Here is a 16,717-nt window from a genome sequence, read left to right as displayed (position 1 = left end):
TAATAGCAGGGTTGACATAGGAGGTGGTTTTATGAGGTTTTCAGTTCGCGCAATGGTTCTGGCTTCTCTTTTTGCCGTGTTGATGGTGGTGAGCGCTTATATCCGTATTCCTTTTCCCTTTGTCCCTATGACATTGCAAACGTTATTTGTTTTTCTTTCAGGAATGCTTTTGGGGCCGAAACTCGGCAGTTTATCTCAGGTACTATATTTTTTCCTTGGATTATTAGGGCTGCCTGTTTTTGCTGGCGGTTGCGGCCTTCAGATTTTTGTGTCTCCCACCGTTGGTTTTATATTGGGCTTTATTGTTGCTGCCTATGTTGTTGGCCGTATAAGTCATGACGACACATTGCCTCTTTTTTTCCGGTACGGTGTAGCGCCCTTTCTTGGTATTACCCTGATTTACCTTTTAGGATCGGTTGGTCTCTATTTCAACTTAAATGTAGTGGCAGGAAAGAGCATTAGTTGGCTGAAAGTGCTGCAAATAGGGGTTTTCCCCTTCATCACGGCGGATATTCTAAAAGGCGTGGGTGCGTCAATGCTTTCGTGGAAGATTGTTCCGATTCTTAATAGATCTGGAATCTTGCAAAAATCTTCAACTCAGATTCGCCATAAAAGAGAATCAAGAGGTTGATCAAAGCTGACCTATTGGGTTTGATGTAATGCTTTCTATATATTGTTTCACGTGGAACTTTCTTTTTGCGCCGCTGTCATTCATATATCGGATTTTTCCAAATATTTGCCGCTCTGGCCAGGCTCGATCATGGACGCCGCCAATGCTCCATGCGATTCCTGCATAGCCGTTAGGGTCTCTGCCGTCTATTTCATAGCAATCGTTGAGATAAATGGCTGCCTTCATGGCTTCTTCAGGAGATTTGCTCCATTCGAGTATCTTTTTTGCCCAGTACATGCGCAACCAGCTGTGAAGCTTACCGTGGAAAAGAATGTCTAACTGGCAGGCGTTCCATAATTGATCATGGGTTTTGCCGTGTTCAAGTTCCTCGAGGGTATATGTAAATTTTCGAGGGTCCCATCTGTGCTCATCCAGGGTTTTCTGGGCCCATTGGGGGAACCCTTCAAAACAGTCGTAAGAAGGGGTATAAAAGCAAAAATTATCGGCTAATTCTCGTCGAACTATCAGTTCTTCTAGAAAACTGTCAACAGAATCCCGTATTGATTCGTGATTCTCCCCATGTTTTTTTATGACAATGGCCACTCTTTGAGGGGCTATTTGACCAAAATGTAAGAAGGGGGAGAGTTGGGAGAGAACATTATTAGTAGGGTCGTTACGCAACTCTTTATATACGCGCAATTTTTTTTTGATAAATTTTTGAAGGCACTCCATCCCTGCAGTGTAACCAGCTTTACCTCCATAAAGGGGCAGCGTTTTTTGGGGATAATGATATTTGGTAAGCATTTCCAATGGGGCGGCAGTCTTCAAAGCTAGTGTTTCATTATAAGGATGGCGGATCAAAGAGGGGATAGGCGTAAGAAAATCTGGCACTTTTTTTAAAATCCTCGGTCTGAAAGTGCGGGCGGAGTACTCTTTTTTTGTCGATGCCTCCCAACACGGAACAATGTTATGGGCGTCTATTTCATAAAAGGGGATAGCAATATCCTTTTTTATCTGTTCTACCCACTCTTTTTTAATTCTTAGAGGGCTGAAATCAGTGAAGAGGGCTGATACATCAATTTTTTTTATTAAATTCGGAAGAGAAAGAGGCGCTTCCTGTTCTAACAGAATAAAGGGAATGTTTAAACCTAAAAGCCCTTGCCTTACTTCGTGCAAACCATGGAGCATAAAATGATATGCTCGGTATGAAGCCGATAAAAAATGAGGGGTTAAACAAAAAACTACTAGAAGGGGTTTTTTATTTAATAGCGCATACTTTTGCGCCTCTAGTAATGCCCAGTTATCTTCCACTCTTTGGTCACGATTCATCCAGTATGCAACAGGTCCCTCTCCCGGTATGCCATTTTGAAGTATTCGCCCACGTTCTTTCACTAGATCACCTTCTTCAAAAAAATTTTTCAAAGGCCTCTCTTTTTGCTGTTTTCGATTTTCTTGAATATGCTATTATCCAGCATAGAAGGGTGGCGTTTGTCTTGTTTGCATATGTAGCACTTGCAGGTCGAATCGTTATGCTTGGTTTCGAGAGGATCGTAGTAAAAAAATTGGGAACAGGAGCTAATCCCAAGGCCGCTTTAATGCTTTTTGTCGGCTTAGCCGCCTTATTTCTTCTGCCATTTGCCGTAAATACGGTTTATGGCGGCCATATAGATTGGGCTTTTATTAAATATGTTGCGGCAAGCAGTCTAATCTATGCTTTAGCCTTTCTTTTATACATTCGTGCCCTTTCAGAAGGGGAGGCCTCTCTTGTCGCTCCCCTTTCTAATTTTAACATTCTGTTTTTGCTTGTCCTTTCCATACTTTTCCTTTCTGAATCCTTTTCTTTTGTGAAAGGAGCCGGGCTGCTGGTCTTGCTTTACGGAGCAACCTTTCTGAACAGGCAGAGAAACATGTACTTATCCCTTAAGGCGTTACTCGCTGACAAGCCTTGTCAAATGATGATGGCTTCCTCTTTTTTAGTTGCAATTGGCCGTATTATTGACAAGGGTGGCGCCGCTTCCACATCCCCTGTCCTTTACTCCTTTTTCCTTTACTTTTTTGTAGCTCTCTATTTAGGCCTGCTGATGTTTTTAAGAAAGAACTTAAAGGAGGTTTTTGTCCTCTTTAAAGATCGTCCCTGGATTTCTCTCGCCAGTGGCTTTATAAACGCCTACGCCTATTTATGCCTCCTTATCTCCTTCAAATCTATTGAAGTAAGCATTGCGGAACCCCTTTCAATGTTGAGCATGGTTGTTACCGTCATGCTGTCATCAATTATTTTGAAGGAAGACATTCGTTACAGGCTTAAGGGAGTGTTCTTCATGTTTATCGGGGCGAGTCTGCTTTGTATGGCATGATAAGAAAAAAGAGGCGAGAGGAAATAAGTTTCTCCTTTTTCGCCTCTTTTTACAATTTTTCTATTCGAGCCACTCAACAATGGACGAAAGATACACTTGATGTAAATGTTTTGTTAACTTGCCAGGAACGCCATTTCCAATAATTTGATCCCCTATTCGTACTACCGGCAAAAGTTCCTTGACTGTTCCTGTAATAAAGGCTTCTTCTGCCTCTGGGAGTTCTGTCAAGAGAGGGCATCGTTCTTCAACCTGGATGTTTCCCCGCCTGGCGAGCTCGAGAACGATCTGCCGCGTTGTTCCTGAAAGGGCTCGACTGGTGGGTGCTGTAATGAGGTGTCCGTTTTTTATAAGAAAAAAAGTACTATGGGATCCCTCTACAATTTCCCCTTCAGGACAATAGAGGATTTCGTAGGCTCCTTTAGAGTCTCTTTGCCCAGTGAATGAAAGCATATAGTTTATGCTTTTTGTGCTTGGCAAATATCTCTCTGCATTAATTGGATGTAAGGCGACCCCCTTTTCATAGAGTATTGGATCTGGTTTTCGGATTTCTTCAAAGATCACAAAATATCTTGAGGAACTGAAAAGATGATCCTTTCCAAAAGAGTCCCCTCCGGTAATATACGGGCGAACCATGGTCTCACAGCCCATTTTTTTAATTCCCTCCCGTATAATTCGGGCCATTTCATCAAGAGTGGCAGGCATCACAATAGAAGAAGCGGTGGCTGATCCTTCAAGACGTTTCAGATGAGGAGTCAACATAAGAGGTCTTCTCGAGTGAGTACTTATGGTTTCAAAAACTCCGACGCCACGTTGAATAATAAGGTCTGTTACAGGGAGCTTTGCTTCCTCTAAAGGAAGAAATTTTCCATCGATATAACAAAGATTCATAAAAATGTCACCTCTTTCAATCTCTGACACCGTTTGCAAGTATATCGTGAAATTCTTTATTGTGCATTAGTTTCTTGAAGAGGGTCGAAAGTGGTATGATTACACAGTATATGAGAACCTCAGGGGGGGAAAGCTCCTGCTTCTTTTTTCCAGAAGTAAAAGAAAATGTAGGATAGCAGCCTTTCTCGTGGATAGGACAGGTAAATTTCGTTTTTTTTTGTTTGTCCTGCTGATGTTTTTTTGTTTTTCAAAAGTGGCTTTTGCAGAGGAAACCATACTTGTTCTTCATTCCTACCATAACGGATACCCATGGACTGATGCCATAAGTCGAGGAATAGCAAAGGTCTTTGATCAGCGAGACAAAGAAGTCAATATTTATGTGGAATATCTTGATGCTAAACGTGCCAGTCCCAATCGTTTCACCCTCTTTCTGGAAAATAGCCTTCGTTTAAAATACAAAAAGAAGCCGCCAGATATTATCCTTTGTGGCGATGATGATGCTTTTATCTTTATGAACCACGCGGGGCGGCGCCTTTTCCCCAAGGTCCCTGTTGTATTTTGCGGAGTTAACAGCAGAGAGTCCCTGACGGAAGAAATAGACAGCCTCACTACCGGTCTCATAGAACGGCTTGACATAGAGGGAACCATAAATCTGGCTTTAAGGTTATTCCCTGTCACAGAAAACGTGGCGGTCATCAGTGACTTGTCTTTAACTGGAATGTGGATCATTAACCAGCTTCGAGAAAGCATGAAGTCCTATGAAGGAAAAGTCAACGAAATTAACCTTATGGGTCTAGGTCCTGATGACTTAAAGAAATCGTTACGAGAACTCCCTCCCCAGACTATTATTCTGTTACTGTTATATGCCCAGGGCGGTGAGGGAGAATATTATTCTCCTGACGAAATCCTTGCCATAATACAGGATGCTACTGACCTGCCCATTTTTTCAGTATTGGAGATGATGATCGAGAGGGGAACTCTCGCCGGGAGTGTTCTCAGGGGAGAAGCCCACGGAGAACGAGCGGCTAAACTGGCTGTTGAAATCCTGGATGGCAAGGCTCCCTCATCTATCCCAATCAGAGAGGATGTGCCGGTGTCCATGGGCAACTACACCGGGCTTAAAGATTTGAAAAAATCCCTTCAGAGCCTTCCAGGGGATATGATCCTCTTTGGTGAACCAGAAACTTTCTTTTACCGGCATAGACGGCTTATCGCTATTAACGTGGCTATCACATCCGTTCTTGCCATTCTCGTCATTGCTCTCCTCTGGAATGACAAATTGCTCAAAAGGGAAGTATTGAACTTACAGTCCGAAACAGAGCACCTGGAGAAACTTTTTGAAAACTCCCCCCATGGAACCATTCTCATTAATCCAAGAGGAGAGATAATGAGGGCCAATCGCGCTTTTCTGCGGATGTTTGGATATGGTCGGAAAGATGTTAAGGGAAAGGATGTGGATTCCCTTTTGGCAAAAGCAGGAGACCTGCTGCGCCACGCCCAGGATTTGACCATAATCACAGGTCTGGGCGGTGTGGTTTCGGGGCGGGAAAGTTTAAGACTGCGTAAAGATGGTTCCCTTCTTCCTGTTATGATTTCTGGGTACCCTCTTGTAACGAAAGGCATGTATCGAGGGAGTTATGGAATTTATACTGATATCTCCGCCCGCAAGAACAATGAGGGAGCTATTCGTCAGCATCTCAGGGCAGAAGAAATTATCTCGTCCCTTTCAGCGGCTCTTGTCAAAGAAAAAGATTTTGAGCAGACGATTCTTTCTTCTCTCCATGACCTGAGACTTTTTTTTCGGGCTCGATATATGTCCGTTTTCCTCTTTGACAGGCCAGATAAAGGAAGAGGAACAGCTTTTATTCGTTATGAAGGAGAAAAAGAAATGGGCAGGAAGGTTTTTCCCCTTACCTTTGGGGAAACTGAACCTCTTAGACGAACGATCCAGTCTCAGACCGTGTTTTTTTTAGAAGGGAAAAGTCCCTTTACCTGGGACACAGAAGAAAAGAAGCAAATACTTGAAACTACACCTGACGAAACAGTTATTCTCCTTCCTCTTTTGCGAGATGAAGCCATGGCAGGATGTGTCTGTTGTGTTTTTGTGCGGGAAAAGGGAAATGACCATGAAGAACATATATCTGAAGGCCTTCTTGGCATCTATTCACTTTTGTTAGGTTCTGCTCTCTCGCGCTACGAAACAGAACTGGCCCTGGAGAAAAATTTACTTTTGTTATCAAAGACATTCAAGGAAACTTTTCATCTCATGAGCCGTCTCCTTGAGATAAAAGATCCTTACACTGCGGGACATCAGCAGAAAGTAGCATACCTCGCCAAAGCAATTGCCGAAAGGATGGAGCTTCCCCATAACAGGGTAGAAGCCGTATTTTATGCGGCTCTCGTGCATGATATCGGAAAAATCCCTGTCCCCTCATCTATTCTTAGCAAGCCCGGACGTCTCAGCGAAGCTGAGTTTGCCATTATTAAGAACCACGCCCGTTTTGGCGCGGAAATATTATCTGCAATAAATTTCCCATGGCCTATCGCAGATATTGTTCTTCAGCATCATGAGCATGTTGACGGTACAGGGTATCCCCATGGCCTGAAGGGTGACGAGATCTCCCTTGAAGCAAAGATTGTTTGTGTTTCTGATGTGGTGGAGGCCATGTCCTCTTTTCGGCCCTATCGGCCGGCTCTCGGCATAGAGGAAGCCCTGGAAGAGATACAGAAAAAACGGCAAATATGGTTCGATAGCAGGGTTGTTGACGTATGTCTTCATATTTTTAAGGAAACAGGAGGAGAGTTTTGGAAAGAAATCACAAAGTCATCCCATAATGTATAATGTAATTTGGTAAAAAAGTATGGGGCAGAGCACCTTTAGAGGGAGGTCGTTCCATGGTATTTCAAGTGTTAGCCATCAATCCTGGCTCCACAAGCACTAAGATCGCCTGGTTCTATGATGAAGAAGAACAGTGGAGAGAAACGGTTCGCCATGATCCTGAAGAACTGGCTCGTTTTGAAGCCATTGCCGACCAATTTGAATTTCGCCTTGCTACGATTCAGGCTGCCGCTTCCTCTCACGGTTCATCTTTCTATAGTCTCAGTGCCGTTGTAGGGAGGGGTGGGCTCGTTGAGCCGGTACCTGGCGGAACCTTTATTGTAAATGATGCTTTGCTGGAACGCTTGCACGTTGGAAAACCCTGGGAACATGCTTCTAATCTAGGTGGAATTATTGCGGATGCCATAGCTTCTCCCCGTAATATTCCCGCTTTTATTGTGGATCCTGTTGCTGTTGATGAAATGAATGACGTGGCGCGTATTACCGGCCTTCCGGAATTGCCGAAGATCTCTTTAGGGCACGCTCTCAACATAAAAGCCACTGTCCGCCGGGCAGCGAAAGACCTTGGGCGAGGTTGGGAAACACTGAATGTTGTAGTAGCCCATATCGGCGGAGGCTCCACTGTTTGTGCCCATTGTCAGGGACGGATGATCGACCTCAATAGCGGGAACGATTTTGGCCCCTTTTCTCCGGAACGGGCTGGAGGTTTGCCTGCAGGGGATTTGGTTCGCCTTTGCTTTAGCGGAAAATACAACGAAAAAGATTTGCTTCGAAAGATGGTGGGTAAGGGGGGTCTCATGGGCTATCTTGGAACAAGTGACGTTCGCGAAGTAAAAAGTAGAATTGCTGAAGGGGATAAGGAAGCAAGACTTGCCTATGAAGGAATGGCCTATCATTTCGCGAAAGAAATAGCAGCCCAGGCTGTTGCCATGTCCGGCGATGTAGATGCCATACTTATAACAGGCGGAGTTGCCTTTGATAGTGATTTCATAGCGTTGCTCCAGAGTAGGGTCCAGTGGATTGCCCCAGTGCTTGTATATCCCGGCGAGGACGAGATGAAAGCCCTGGCGGAGGGCGCTCTACGGGTCTTATCTGGCGAGGAGGAACCTAAAGATTATGAACAGTGTATTGCAGGAGGTAGAAAACAATGATGCATGATCTCGACTTTCTGCTCGAAAAATGTCAGGCAGGCAAGCGGATGAACCTTGCAGTGGCCTGCCCTTATGGAGACGATGTTCTTGGAGCGGTTTGTGAGGCTCACGGAAGAGGGCTGGTCAACGGTATTCTTATTGGGGATTCAGAGCAGATAAAGAAAAAAGCACAGGAACATCATTTTGATATTGAAGGCCTCACTTTTGTAGAAGAGAAAGACGACTATTCCGCTACTGAGAAGGCCGTTCAGATGGTTTCTTCACAAGAAGCAGATCTCCTCATGAAGGGACTGGTAAAAACGGCAGTTCTCCTTCGGGCAGTCCTGAACAAGGAATGGGGGCTTCGAACGGGGTCGTTGCTCTCTCATTTGTTTCTTTTCGAGATTCCCCTCCTTAATCGGCGGATCATAGGCTTGTCCGATGGAGGTATGAACATGTACCCGGACCTGAACGCAAAAGTTGGCATCATCGAAAACGCGGTAGAATGTTACCATAAAATAGGGGTGGATAATCCTCTTATCGCAGCCTTAGGTGCGGTAGAAGTTGTGAATCCTGACATGCCTGCGACTCTCGACGCGGCAGCGTTAACTCTTATGAACAGCCGGAGCCAGATCAAGGGCTGTACTATCGACGGCCCTTTTGCCCTTGACAATGCAATCAGCGAAGAAGCTGCCCAGATTAAAGGAATCGAATCTCCAGTTGCGGGAAAAGCAGATATGCTGCTTGTTCCTACTATCGAATCTGGAAATCTCATAGGAAAGGTACTGTTATATATGACTGGCGGTCGAGGTGCAGGTGTCATTCTTGGCGCACGGAAGCCCATAGTTCTTACCAGTCGTTTTGATTCAATGGAAACGAAACTGCTCTCTATCGCTCTGGGAGCAGTCGTCGCCAGTAAAGAGTGATTTTATATTAAATAAATCTATTAAGGAGGTTTTTTACTCTCATGGAACAAATTCGTTCTTTGTCTCAACTGCTTGAGTATGCGAAAAAAATAGGTGCAGAAAAAGGGCCCAAAAAAGTATCAGTAGCCATGGCTGAAGATGCAGGCTTGCTTTCTGCTATAGAGGAAGCCAGGGTTGCCGGTTTTGCTGAGGCTATCCTTGTGGGGCGTAAGGAAAAAATGGAAGAAGCGGCGAAAGCTGCAGGAGTGGACCTTTCCAATTACGAAGTAGTGGATGAGCCCAGAGGTGAAACAGCAATGGCTATGACCTCTGTTGAAAAAGTATCTTCCGGCCAAGCCCATATTTATATGAAGGGGCAGCTTCACACCAATAACTTCCTTCGAGGCATGCTTAATAAAGAAGTAGGGCTTCGCAAAGGCAAGAATACCATTTCCCATTGCTATTTTCACTCTGTGGAAGGATTCGACAGAGTATTTTTTGTGGCTGACGCTGCCTTTAATATGTATCCTGACCTTTCTGCCAAGGCGGATATCCTTCAGAATACGGTGAATTTTGCACGCGCCTTTGGCGTACAGGAACCAAAAGCCGCAGTCCTTGCAGCCGTGGAAGTTGTCAATCCAGACATGCCCTGCACCCTGGAAGCAGCAGCTCTTACGGTTATGAACCGCCGTGGCCAGATCAAAAACTGTATCGTTGACGGCCCCTTTGCCCTTGATAACGCAGTGAGTGAAGAGTCTGCCAGAACGAAGGGTATTGTTTCTCCTGTAGCGGGGAATGCCGATGTCCTTCTAGTTCCTGACATTGAAGCAGGAAACATGATGGTTAAGGCCCTCGTTTATTTCTCCAAGAATGAAACAGCAGGCCTCATTCTTGGTGCAGCGGCTCCTGTCATTCTTACAAGCCGGGCCGATACGCCAAGGGCCAAAATGCTTTCCATCGCTGCAGCAGTGGTCCTCTCTTCTTTTGAAGAAAGATAACTTTCGTGATTAAGGAGCTGCATTGCGCGGCTCCTTTTTCATATTTTGATAACGGAAGGGGAAAACTATGAAAATACTAGCGATTAACCCTGGTTCTACGAGTACTAAAGTTGCTCTTTTTGAAGACGAATCACAACTTTGGAGCGATACCCAGCGGTACGATGTGGAAGTTATCAAACAATTTTCCTCCATTCCAGACCAGGAAGAATTTCGTCTTGTTGAAATAAAAAAAGCACTGGCCGCCCACCATACTGACCTTACATCCCTGGATGCTGTTGTAGGGCGTGGGGGGCTGTTAAAACCCATACCTAGCGGAACCTATATTGTCAGTGAGCCCATGTTGGAAGACTTGCGTTCATGCCGGTATGGTTCCCATGCCAGTAATCTTGGAGCCCCCCTGGCCTTTCGGCTGGCCCAGCAGGGAAGCTGTAATAGGTCTTATATTGTTGACCCTGTTATCGTGGATGAAATGATACCTGAAGCCCGTCTTTCGGGCCTGCCTGAAATAAAGCGGAGATCGATTTTTCATGCCCTAAACCAGAAGGCAGTAGCACGACGGGCTGTAGCGGAACTTGGCAAAGAACCTGGCAGTTGTAACCTTGTGGTGGCGCACATGGGGGGAGGCATATCAGTGGGAGCTCATGATTGCGGCCGGGTTGTGGATGTCAACAATGCCCTTGATGGAGAAGGGCCCTTTTCACCGGAACGGGCTGGATCCCTTCCATCCGGCGGGCTGGTGCACCTTGCCTATAGTGGTGAGCATGATCTGAACGGTCTTTTAAAACGGATCGTAGGAGGCGGCGGCCTTGTTGCTCACCTCGGGACCAATGATTTGAGGGAAGTTCAAAGAAGGATCGATGAAGAAGGGGACGAAAAAGCAGCCCTTCTTTTTGAAGCTCTTGCCTATCAGGTGGCAAAAGAAATAGGGGCCTGCTCAGCTGTTTTGAAGGGGCGGGTGGATGCCATCGTTTTGACAGGAGGATTAGCCTATAGTGATAGACTCGTCGGGAAAATACGCCAACGCATCTCTTTTATCGCGCCGGTGCTGGTCTACCCGGGAGAAGACGAAATGAAGGCCCTTGCCGAAGGAGCACTCCGGGTTCTTCAGGGAGAAGAAAAAGGCAGAGAGTACAGGTGAGACCTCATCAACGCTCACAAAATGGATTTTTAGGGGCTGTTTTCAACAGCCCCTTTTTTATTGTTTACAAAAAAATGAAACTGTGATACCATCATTTTGGTTTCGCACAATAGATTATAAATCCATGGAGTGGAACAAATGACACAAAATCAGAGTCAAATACGAGTTATTGATCGGGCTTTTTCCATTCTGTTCTTTATGGCCCGCCATAAAGAACCTATAGGTGTTACTGATGTAGCACGAAATGTAAATCTCCCCAAGGCAACGGCATATCGTATTCTTGATAGCCTTATAACGCAACGGATGGTGACAGAGCGGGAGGGTCTATACGAAATGGGCCCTGCCACGTTGTTTTTGGCCGATGCCTATCGCTCTCAAGTGGCTTTCTCTGAAATCGCAAGGCCCTTTCTTGAGAGGCTTAACAGAGAAACAAAAGAAACGGTTCATCTTTTCGTTTTTGAACATGGGGAGTTCTTTTACCTCGATAAACTTGAAAGCCCGTATCAGGTGCGAATGCATTCCCGTGTGGGTGTCAAGGGGTCTTTGCTCCATCTCTCCGCGGGGAGAGCCCTTCTTTCCGCCCTTCCCCAGCAAGAGGTCAGTCGTATATTAGGGGATGAGGCGACGCCCGATGTATTTAACGAACTGGAGGAGATTCGCAAAAGAGGATTCGCTATTGATGATGAGCAAAATGAAAAAGGCCTTCGTTGTGTGGGGGCTGTTATATTAGATAGCTATTCCCGACCTGTGGGAGGACTGAGTGTTTCTGCGCCCGTATATCGTTTCAGCTATGAAATGATCGCTAAATATGGCGAGACGGTTTATCAAACTGCCCAGGACATTGGCGCCGCATTACTTCACTATGAACGTGAAAGAAAAATTAAAAAATAGAGCCTTATCGGCGAAGGAGGAATATGAAATGATTAAAACCCCCAAACTCGTTATGATTCCAGGACCAACTCCGGTGACCCGCTCGATTCAAGACCAGATGGGTCGAGAGACAGTAGCTTTTGGCGATCCTTTTTTTGTTCAGGACTATAAAGATGTTCTGGCAGATCTGAAAGAGCTTTGGAAGTGCAGCGGAGAGGTTTTTGTCGTTGCCGGTTCAGGAACCCTTGCCATGGAAATGGCTATTGCCAACATAACCAAACGAGGAGATAGCGTTCTCATTTGCTCCAACGGTTATTTTGGCGACCGCTTTATAGATATGTGCCAGAGAAAAGGCCTTGAAGTTGATGTTCTCTCAGCCAAATGGGGCACATCTGTTACCGCGGAAGAAGTTGAGAAAAAACTATCTGAGAAGAAATATGATGTGGTTACTGTAACCCACGTGGAAACGTCCACTGGGGCGGCGGCTCCTATCGACGCCATTGGGAAGGTTGTAAAGGCTCACGGAGCCCTTTATGTAGTAGATGGTGTCGCGGCTTCGGCTGGGGCCGAGGAATATATGGACCCCATGGGGATCGACGTACTCCTTAGCTGTACTCAGAAAGCTTTTGGAGTTGCTCCCGGCCTGGCTATCCTCTGGGCAAGCAAAGAGGCTGTCGAAAAGAGACGTTCTCTCGGAACCATCCCTGAGTCCTATGCGGATTTTGAAAAATGGCTTCCCGTTATGCATGATCCTTCTAAGTATTGGGGAACCCCGGCGATCAACCTTGTATGGGCCCTGAAAGAATCGATCCGAATTATCAAAGAAGAGGGCATCGAAGAACGATATAATCGCCATCTTCGTCAGGCAGCTCTCGTTGATGCCGCTCTTGAAGCCATGGGATTCAGGGTTGCCGCGGAGAAACCTTTCCGCGCTCCCACCCTTTCCGTCTATCTCTATCCAGAAGGCGCCAATGTGAATGATGCCGAATTTAGAACCGTATTGGCCGAAGAAGGGGCCCAGACAGCAGGATGTCTCGCGGATTTTGCAGGAAAAGGCTTCAGAATGGGACATATGGGCAACGTTGACAAGCATATACTTGTTTCGGCAGTGGCAGCGGTGGAACGGGCAGCAATGCGTTGTGGCATAGACATTGAGCCTGGCAAGGGCCTCGGTGTTCTGCAGAAGGGTCTTGCTGAAGAGCACTAAATCACATAAGAAAACAAAATACTTTTTACGGTAAGGGGTTCCCTTTAAAGGGAACCCCTTTTTATATATGGTCATATTGACAATTGTGAAAGGAGTAGCTATGATAGCGCTATTGTTTCATTTACAGAGATAGCGTCTTACTATGCAAGACGCATTGCTCTATATTTTGAAAAAAGGAGACAAGACCATGGAAAAAGATCGATACCTGAATCAATCAATTATCCGGGCCCTCCGTATTCTTGAGCTTTTCGCACAGCGGGAAGAACCGCTTGGTGTCACTGAAATAAGCCGTTTGGTAGGACTCCATAAAAGTACAGTTCATCGCCTTGTCATTACCCTTGAAACTTCAGGGTGGCTACTTCGTATGCCGGAAACAGATAAATATCGTATTGGCTTGAAGCTTATAGCCGTTGGCAAAAAGGCCGTGTCCGATGCGAACTCCATAACAGCCATTCATCCCATCCTTGAAAAATTGACGCAAATTACGGGGGAAACATCAATTTTAACAATGGTTATGGGAAATCAGGCCATTTGTGTCGATAAGGTTGAAACATCTCAACGTCTTATGATCTCATCTCAGGTAGGCCAGAGTTCTCCACTTCACGCAGGGGCTACCGGATTCGCTGTTCTTATTGGCATGCCTGAAGAAGAGGCCTTTAGAACTCTTTCCCACGATCTGCCTCTTCCTGTCTATACAGACAAGACCCCAACGTGCATGGAGGAATTGAGAGAACGTTATAAAGAACGAAGAGAGAATGGGTACGTTATCGCTTCCGGCGAGGTTGACCCAGGGACTACGGGTATTGCGGTTCCTCTTTATTTCCCCTACGAGCGATGTTACGGAAGCCTTGGCGTTGTTTTGCCTGACTATCGTGCGGACGAAGAAAAGATTCAAAGAGTTCTTGCTGCTGTTCAGCAAGGAGCCTGCGAGGCTCGAAAACGCCTTGATTGGGGATTTGAAGGGCCATGCAAAAATATGTAGATTGTGTTATCCGAAATGGAAACATTTTTTATAACCACACCCTTTTTCACGGGAGCATAGGGGTGGATGAGGGTCGGATCGTCTATATAGGAAAAGATAATTTAATTGTCGGTAAGAAAGAAATGGATGCGGACGGAGATCTTGTCCTTCCGGGAGGAATCGATACCCATGTACACATTCGAGAGCCTGAAATGTGTCAAAGAGGAACCTTCCAATCTGAAACAGCAGCAGCTGCTGCTGGAGGCATTACCACAATCTTTGAAATGCCCATTTCCGCCCCTCCCCAGTATTGTCCGGAAATACTTCAGAAGCGAATAGATACAGCCTCCGCTCAATCCTATATAGATTTTGCTTTTTACGGTGCCGCCGGCCGGGAAACCCAATATTTCAAGGCTCTTGCGGAGGCCGGTATTATCGGTTTCAAAACATTCCTCTTCTCTCCCTTGCCGGGACGGGATCAGGAGTTCAGAGGAACATGCATGGATGATGATGGTGCTTTGTGGCAAGGAATGAGGGCTGTTGCTGAAACAGGTCTTACCCTTGCCGTTCATGCTGAAAATGATGCTATTATCCAGCGATGTACAGCTGCACTTCGTAACGGGGGAAGAAAAGATTTTGCCGCTCATGGCCTATCCCGTCCGCCCCATGCGGAAGTTCAGGCAGTCGAAAAAATCATCCGCTATGCTTCCTTGCTCAATATTCCAGTGAGCTTCTGCCACGTTTCGTGTCCCGAGAGCCTTTTGATGATCAAGAAGGCCAAGGCAAAAGGGCAGCGCATCTTTGCTGAAACATGCCCCCAGTATCTGTTTCTTAATGAAGAGAGTGCCCTTGGTTACGGTCCTTACGCAAAATTCAATCCGCCTATTCGCTCTCGATGTCATCAAGAAGAAATGTGGCCATTTTTACTTGATGGGACAGTGGATTACGTGGGAAGCGATCATGGGGCCTTTCTTTTTGAAGAAAAAGAAAGGGGATGGGATGACATTTTTAACGCACCAGCAGGTTCTGTCGGGTTTGAGGTGCGCCTTCCCCTTCTTATGACAGCGGTGAAAGAGAAAAAAATCTCTTTGGCTAAAGCTGTTGATCTCCTATCACGTCAGGCTGCACAAGTTTTTGATCTTCATCCGCAAAAAGGTTCCCTCTTGCCCGGAGCCGATGCAGACTTAATTATCGTTGATGTAAAAACACCTTTTATAGTGAAGTCATCAGATTTTCTCACCAATGGCCGAGAGATCGCAAGGCTTTATGAAGGACAGGCCCTATATGGAAAGGTTCTTCACACCATGGTCAGGGGGCGTTTTGTCTATAGCCGTGGATATCTTTGCGAGTCAGGCGCTGGGTGGGGGAAATACATAAACACATCTTTATTACAAAGGAGGGGAAGTTGTTTCTCATGGTAAAAGTTGATCTTGTCGTTCGTAACGCCCAAGTATTTACAGGAGGGGAGCTCTTCTCTGGCGGCATTGCCGTTAAGAATGGCACTATCGTTGCGATTTGCCGAAACGAGCTTCTTCCTGACGCAGAAACAGTTATCGATGCAGAAAACAATCCTGTACTTCCAGGGGTCGTCGACCCCCATGTCCATGTAAGGGATCCCGGACATACTGAAAGAGGGAACTTCGAAACAGAAACCAGGGCTGCCGCTCACGGCGGCGTAACTACGTTCCTGGAACATCCTATTTCATGTCCTCCTCCCTACTCTCCTGAGATCCTCGAGGCGAGGGTCAAGTCTGCTGAGCCTCAGTGCTTGGTTGACTACGCCTTTTTTGGAGCGGCAGGAGCCGATTTTCCTCAGGAGGTTGGCAGGGTAGCGGAAGCAGGCATTGTCGCCTTTAAGACTTTTCTTCATGAAGCTCCAGAAGGGAGAGAGGAAGAGTTTAGAGGGCTGACCATGGCCAACGATGGCGCCATTCTCGACGGCTTCAAGGCAGTGGCGAAAACAGGGCTGATCTGTACTGTTCATGCCGAGAACAATGACATTATTCAGCGCCTGATTCAGCAGTTTCGCAAGGAAGGGAAAGTCGGATTTCCCTACCATGCTCTTTCCCGTCCGCCAATAGCCGAAATTGAGACAGTGGAAAAACTGCTTCGTTTCGCCCGGGAAACAGGAGTTCGAATTAGTTTCGCCCACATCTCCACTCCTGAAGCAATGGAACTGGTAAAACAGGCAAAATACGAGGGACAGGAAGTCTACCTCGAAACGTGCCCCCATTATCTCTTCCTCTCAGATGAGAAGTTACTAGAAATTGGGCCTTTTGCCAAGGGGAATCCGCCTCTTCGCAGCAAAGAATCTATGAAAAAGCTCTGGGATTACATTAACGACGGAACAGTAGACTTTATTGGCAGTGACCATAGCCCCTTCCTTCTTTCAGAAAAAGAGAAGGGCCTTACAGATATTTTCACTGCCGCCGCAGGTTCTCCGTGCATTGAGCTTACATTGCCTCTCATGTTGACGGCGGTGCGGGATGGCAGGCTTACCCTTCCCAGGGCAGTGGAGCTTTTGAGTGAAAATGCGGCTCGGATTTTTGGCCTTTTTCCGAAAAAAGGAGTTCTTCGGCCGGGGGCAGATGCCGATTTTGTTGTAGTTGACATGAAAACGCCTTTTGAAGTTTCAAATGAGAATCTATTGACCCATGCCAAGGCCATAGGGGTTCAATATAATGGTACGAAACTTGTGGGGCGTCCTCTTCATACAGCTGTTCGGGGACGTATGGTTATGAAAGATGGCGTTGTCGACCCAGAAGCTAAGGGGTGGGGACAGCGTCTCTATCCTCAGAAATAAGGAGGAAACTATCT

General features: G+C 46.2%; 14 protein-coding genes. 12 read left to right on the top strand and 2 right to left on the bottom strand.

Going from position 1 to position 16,717, the window contains the following annotated elements; genetic code table 11:
• The first annotated feature begins 31 nt into the window (after nt 1-31).
• The gene (locus AMICO_RS09400) at nt 32-631 is read left to right on the top strand and encodes a biotin transporter BioY (RefSeq protein WP_013049222.1); all 600 of its coding nucleotides are present in this window, start codon (nt 32-34) and stop codon (nt 629-631) included.
• Here the strand turns inward: AMICO_RS09400 and AMICO_RS09395 are convergent, their stop codons facing one another.
• Nucleotides 632-2,002, bottom strand: coding sequence for a deoxyribodipyrimidine photo-lyase (locus AMICO_RS09395; protein WP_013049221.1), 1,371 nt, complete (start codon nt 2,000-2,002; stop codon nt 632-634). It lies immediately after the preceding gene.
• Between the two features lie 101 nt (nt 2,003-2,103).
• On the opposite strand from AMICO_RS09395, the gene AMICO_RS09390 reads away from it, so the two are divergent.
• Complete coding sequence (locus AMICO_RS09390) at nt 2,104-2,964, top strand: DMT family transporter (protein WP_013049220.1); 861 nt, start codon at nt 2,104-2,106, stop codon at nt 2,962-2,964.
• Nucleotides 2,965-3,024: 60 nt separating this feature from the next.
• Here the strand turns inward: AMICO_RS09390 and AMICO_RS09385 are convergent, their stop codons facing one another.
• Complete coding sequence (locus AMICO_RS09385) at nt 3,025-3,852, bottom strand: aminotransferase class IV (protein ID WP_013049219.1); 828 nt, start codon at nt 3,850-3,852, stop codon at nt 3,025-3,027.
• A 232-nt stretch (nt 3,853-4,084) separates the two neighbouring features.
• Between AMICO_RS09385 and AMICO_RS10000 the strand changes: the two genes are divergently transcribed.
• The 10 genes from AMICO_RS10000 (at nt 4,085) to allB (ending at nt 16,703) form a co-directional block, all read left to right on the top strand.
• On the top strand, nt 4,085-6,694 hold the full coding sequence (locus AMICO_RS10000) for an ABC transporter substrate binding protein (RefSeq protein ID WP_169302823.1): 2,610 nt from the start codon (nt 4,085-4,087) through the stop codon (nt 6,692-6,694).
• Nucleotides 6,695-6,747: 53 nt separating this feature from the next.
• The gene (gene buk, locus AMICO_RS09375; protein WP_013049217.1) at nt 6,748-7,842 is read left to right on the top strand and encodes a butyrate kinase; all 1,095 of its coding nucleotides are present in this window, start codon (nt 6,748-6,750) and stop codon (nt 7,840-7,842) included.
• Entirely contained in the window at nt 7,839-8,747 is a 909-nt protein-coding gene (locus tag AMICO_RS09370) for a bifunctional enoyl-CoA hydratase/phosphate acetyltransferase (RefSeq protein WP_013049216.1), read from the top strand. Before buk (AMICO_RS09375) ends, AMICO_RS09370 begins: the two co-directional genes overlap by 4 nt.
• Nucleotides 8,748-8,788: 41 nt before the next feature.
• A complete protein-coding gene (locus AMICO_RS09365; protein ID WP_013049215.1) occupies nt 8,789-9,724 on the top strand; it encodes a bifunctional enoyl-CoA hydratase/phosphate acetyltransferase in 936 nt (311 codons plus the stop codon).
• 67 nt (nt 9,725-9,791) lie between these two features.
• A complete protein-coding gene (buk, locus tag AMICO_RS09360) occupies nt 9,792-10,862 on the top strand; it encodes a butyrate kinase (protein ID WP_013049214.1) in 1,071 nt (356 codons plus the stop codon).
• A 138-nt stretch (nt 10,863-11,000) separates the two neighbouring features.
• The gene (locus AMICO_RS09355) at nt 11,001-11,753 is read left to right on the top strand and encodes an IclR family transcriptional regulator (RefSeq protein WP_013049213.1); all 753 of its coding nucleotides are present in this window, start codon (nt 11,001-11,003) and stop codon (nt 11,751-11,753) included.
• 28 nt (nt 11,754-11,781) lie between these two features.
• Complete coding sequence (locus tag AMICO_RS09350; RefSeq protein WP_013049212.1) at nt 11,782-12,939, top strand: pyridoxal-phosphate-dependent aminotransferase family protein; 1,158 nt, start codon at nt 11,782-11,784, stop codon at nt 12,937-12,939.
• Nucleotides 12,940-13,081: 142 nt separating this feature from the next.
• Complete coding sequence (locus tag AMICO_RS09345; protein ID WP_083775819.1) at nt 13,082-13,921, top strand: IclR family transcriptional regulator; 840 nt, start codon at nt 13,082-13,084, stop codon at nt 13,919-13,921.
• On the top strand, nt 13,906-15,321 hold the full coding sequence (locus AMICO_RS09340; RefSeq protein ID WP_013049210.1) for a dihydroorotase: 1,416 nt from the start codon (nt 13,906-13,908) through the stop codon (nt 15,319-15,321). Before AMICO_RS09345 ends, AMICO_RS09340 begins: the two co-directional genes overlap by 16 nt.
• A complete protein-coding gene (allB, locus tag AMICO_RS09335) occupies nt 15,315-16,703 on the top strand; it encodes an allantoinase AllB (RefSeq protein WP_041459396.1) in 1,389 nt (462 codons plus the stop codon). The genes AMICO_RS09340 and allB overlap by 7 nt, the downstream gene beginning before the upstream one ends.
• Nucleotides 16,704-16,717: the final 14 nt, after the last annotated feature.

This window comes from Aminobacterium colombiense DSM 12261, assembly GCF_000025885.1.
Taxonomy (GTDB): domain Bacteria; phylum Synergistota; class Synergistia; order Synergistales; family Aminobacteriaceae; genus Aminobacterium; species Aminobacterium colombiense.
The sequence above is the reverse complement of the archived record's forward strand: the minus strand, read 5'-3'. Positions and strand labels throughout refer to the sequence as shown.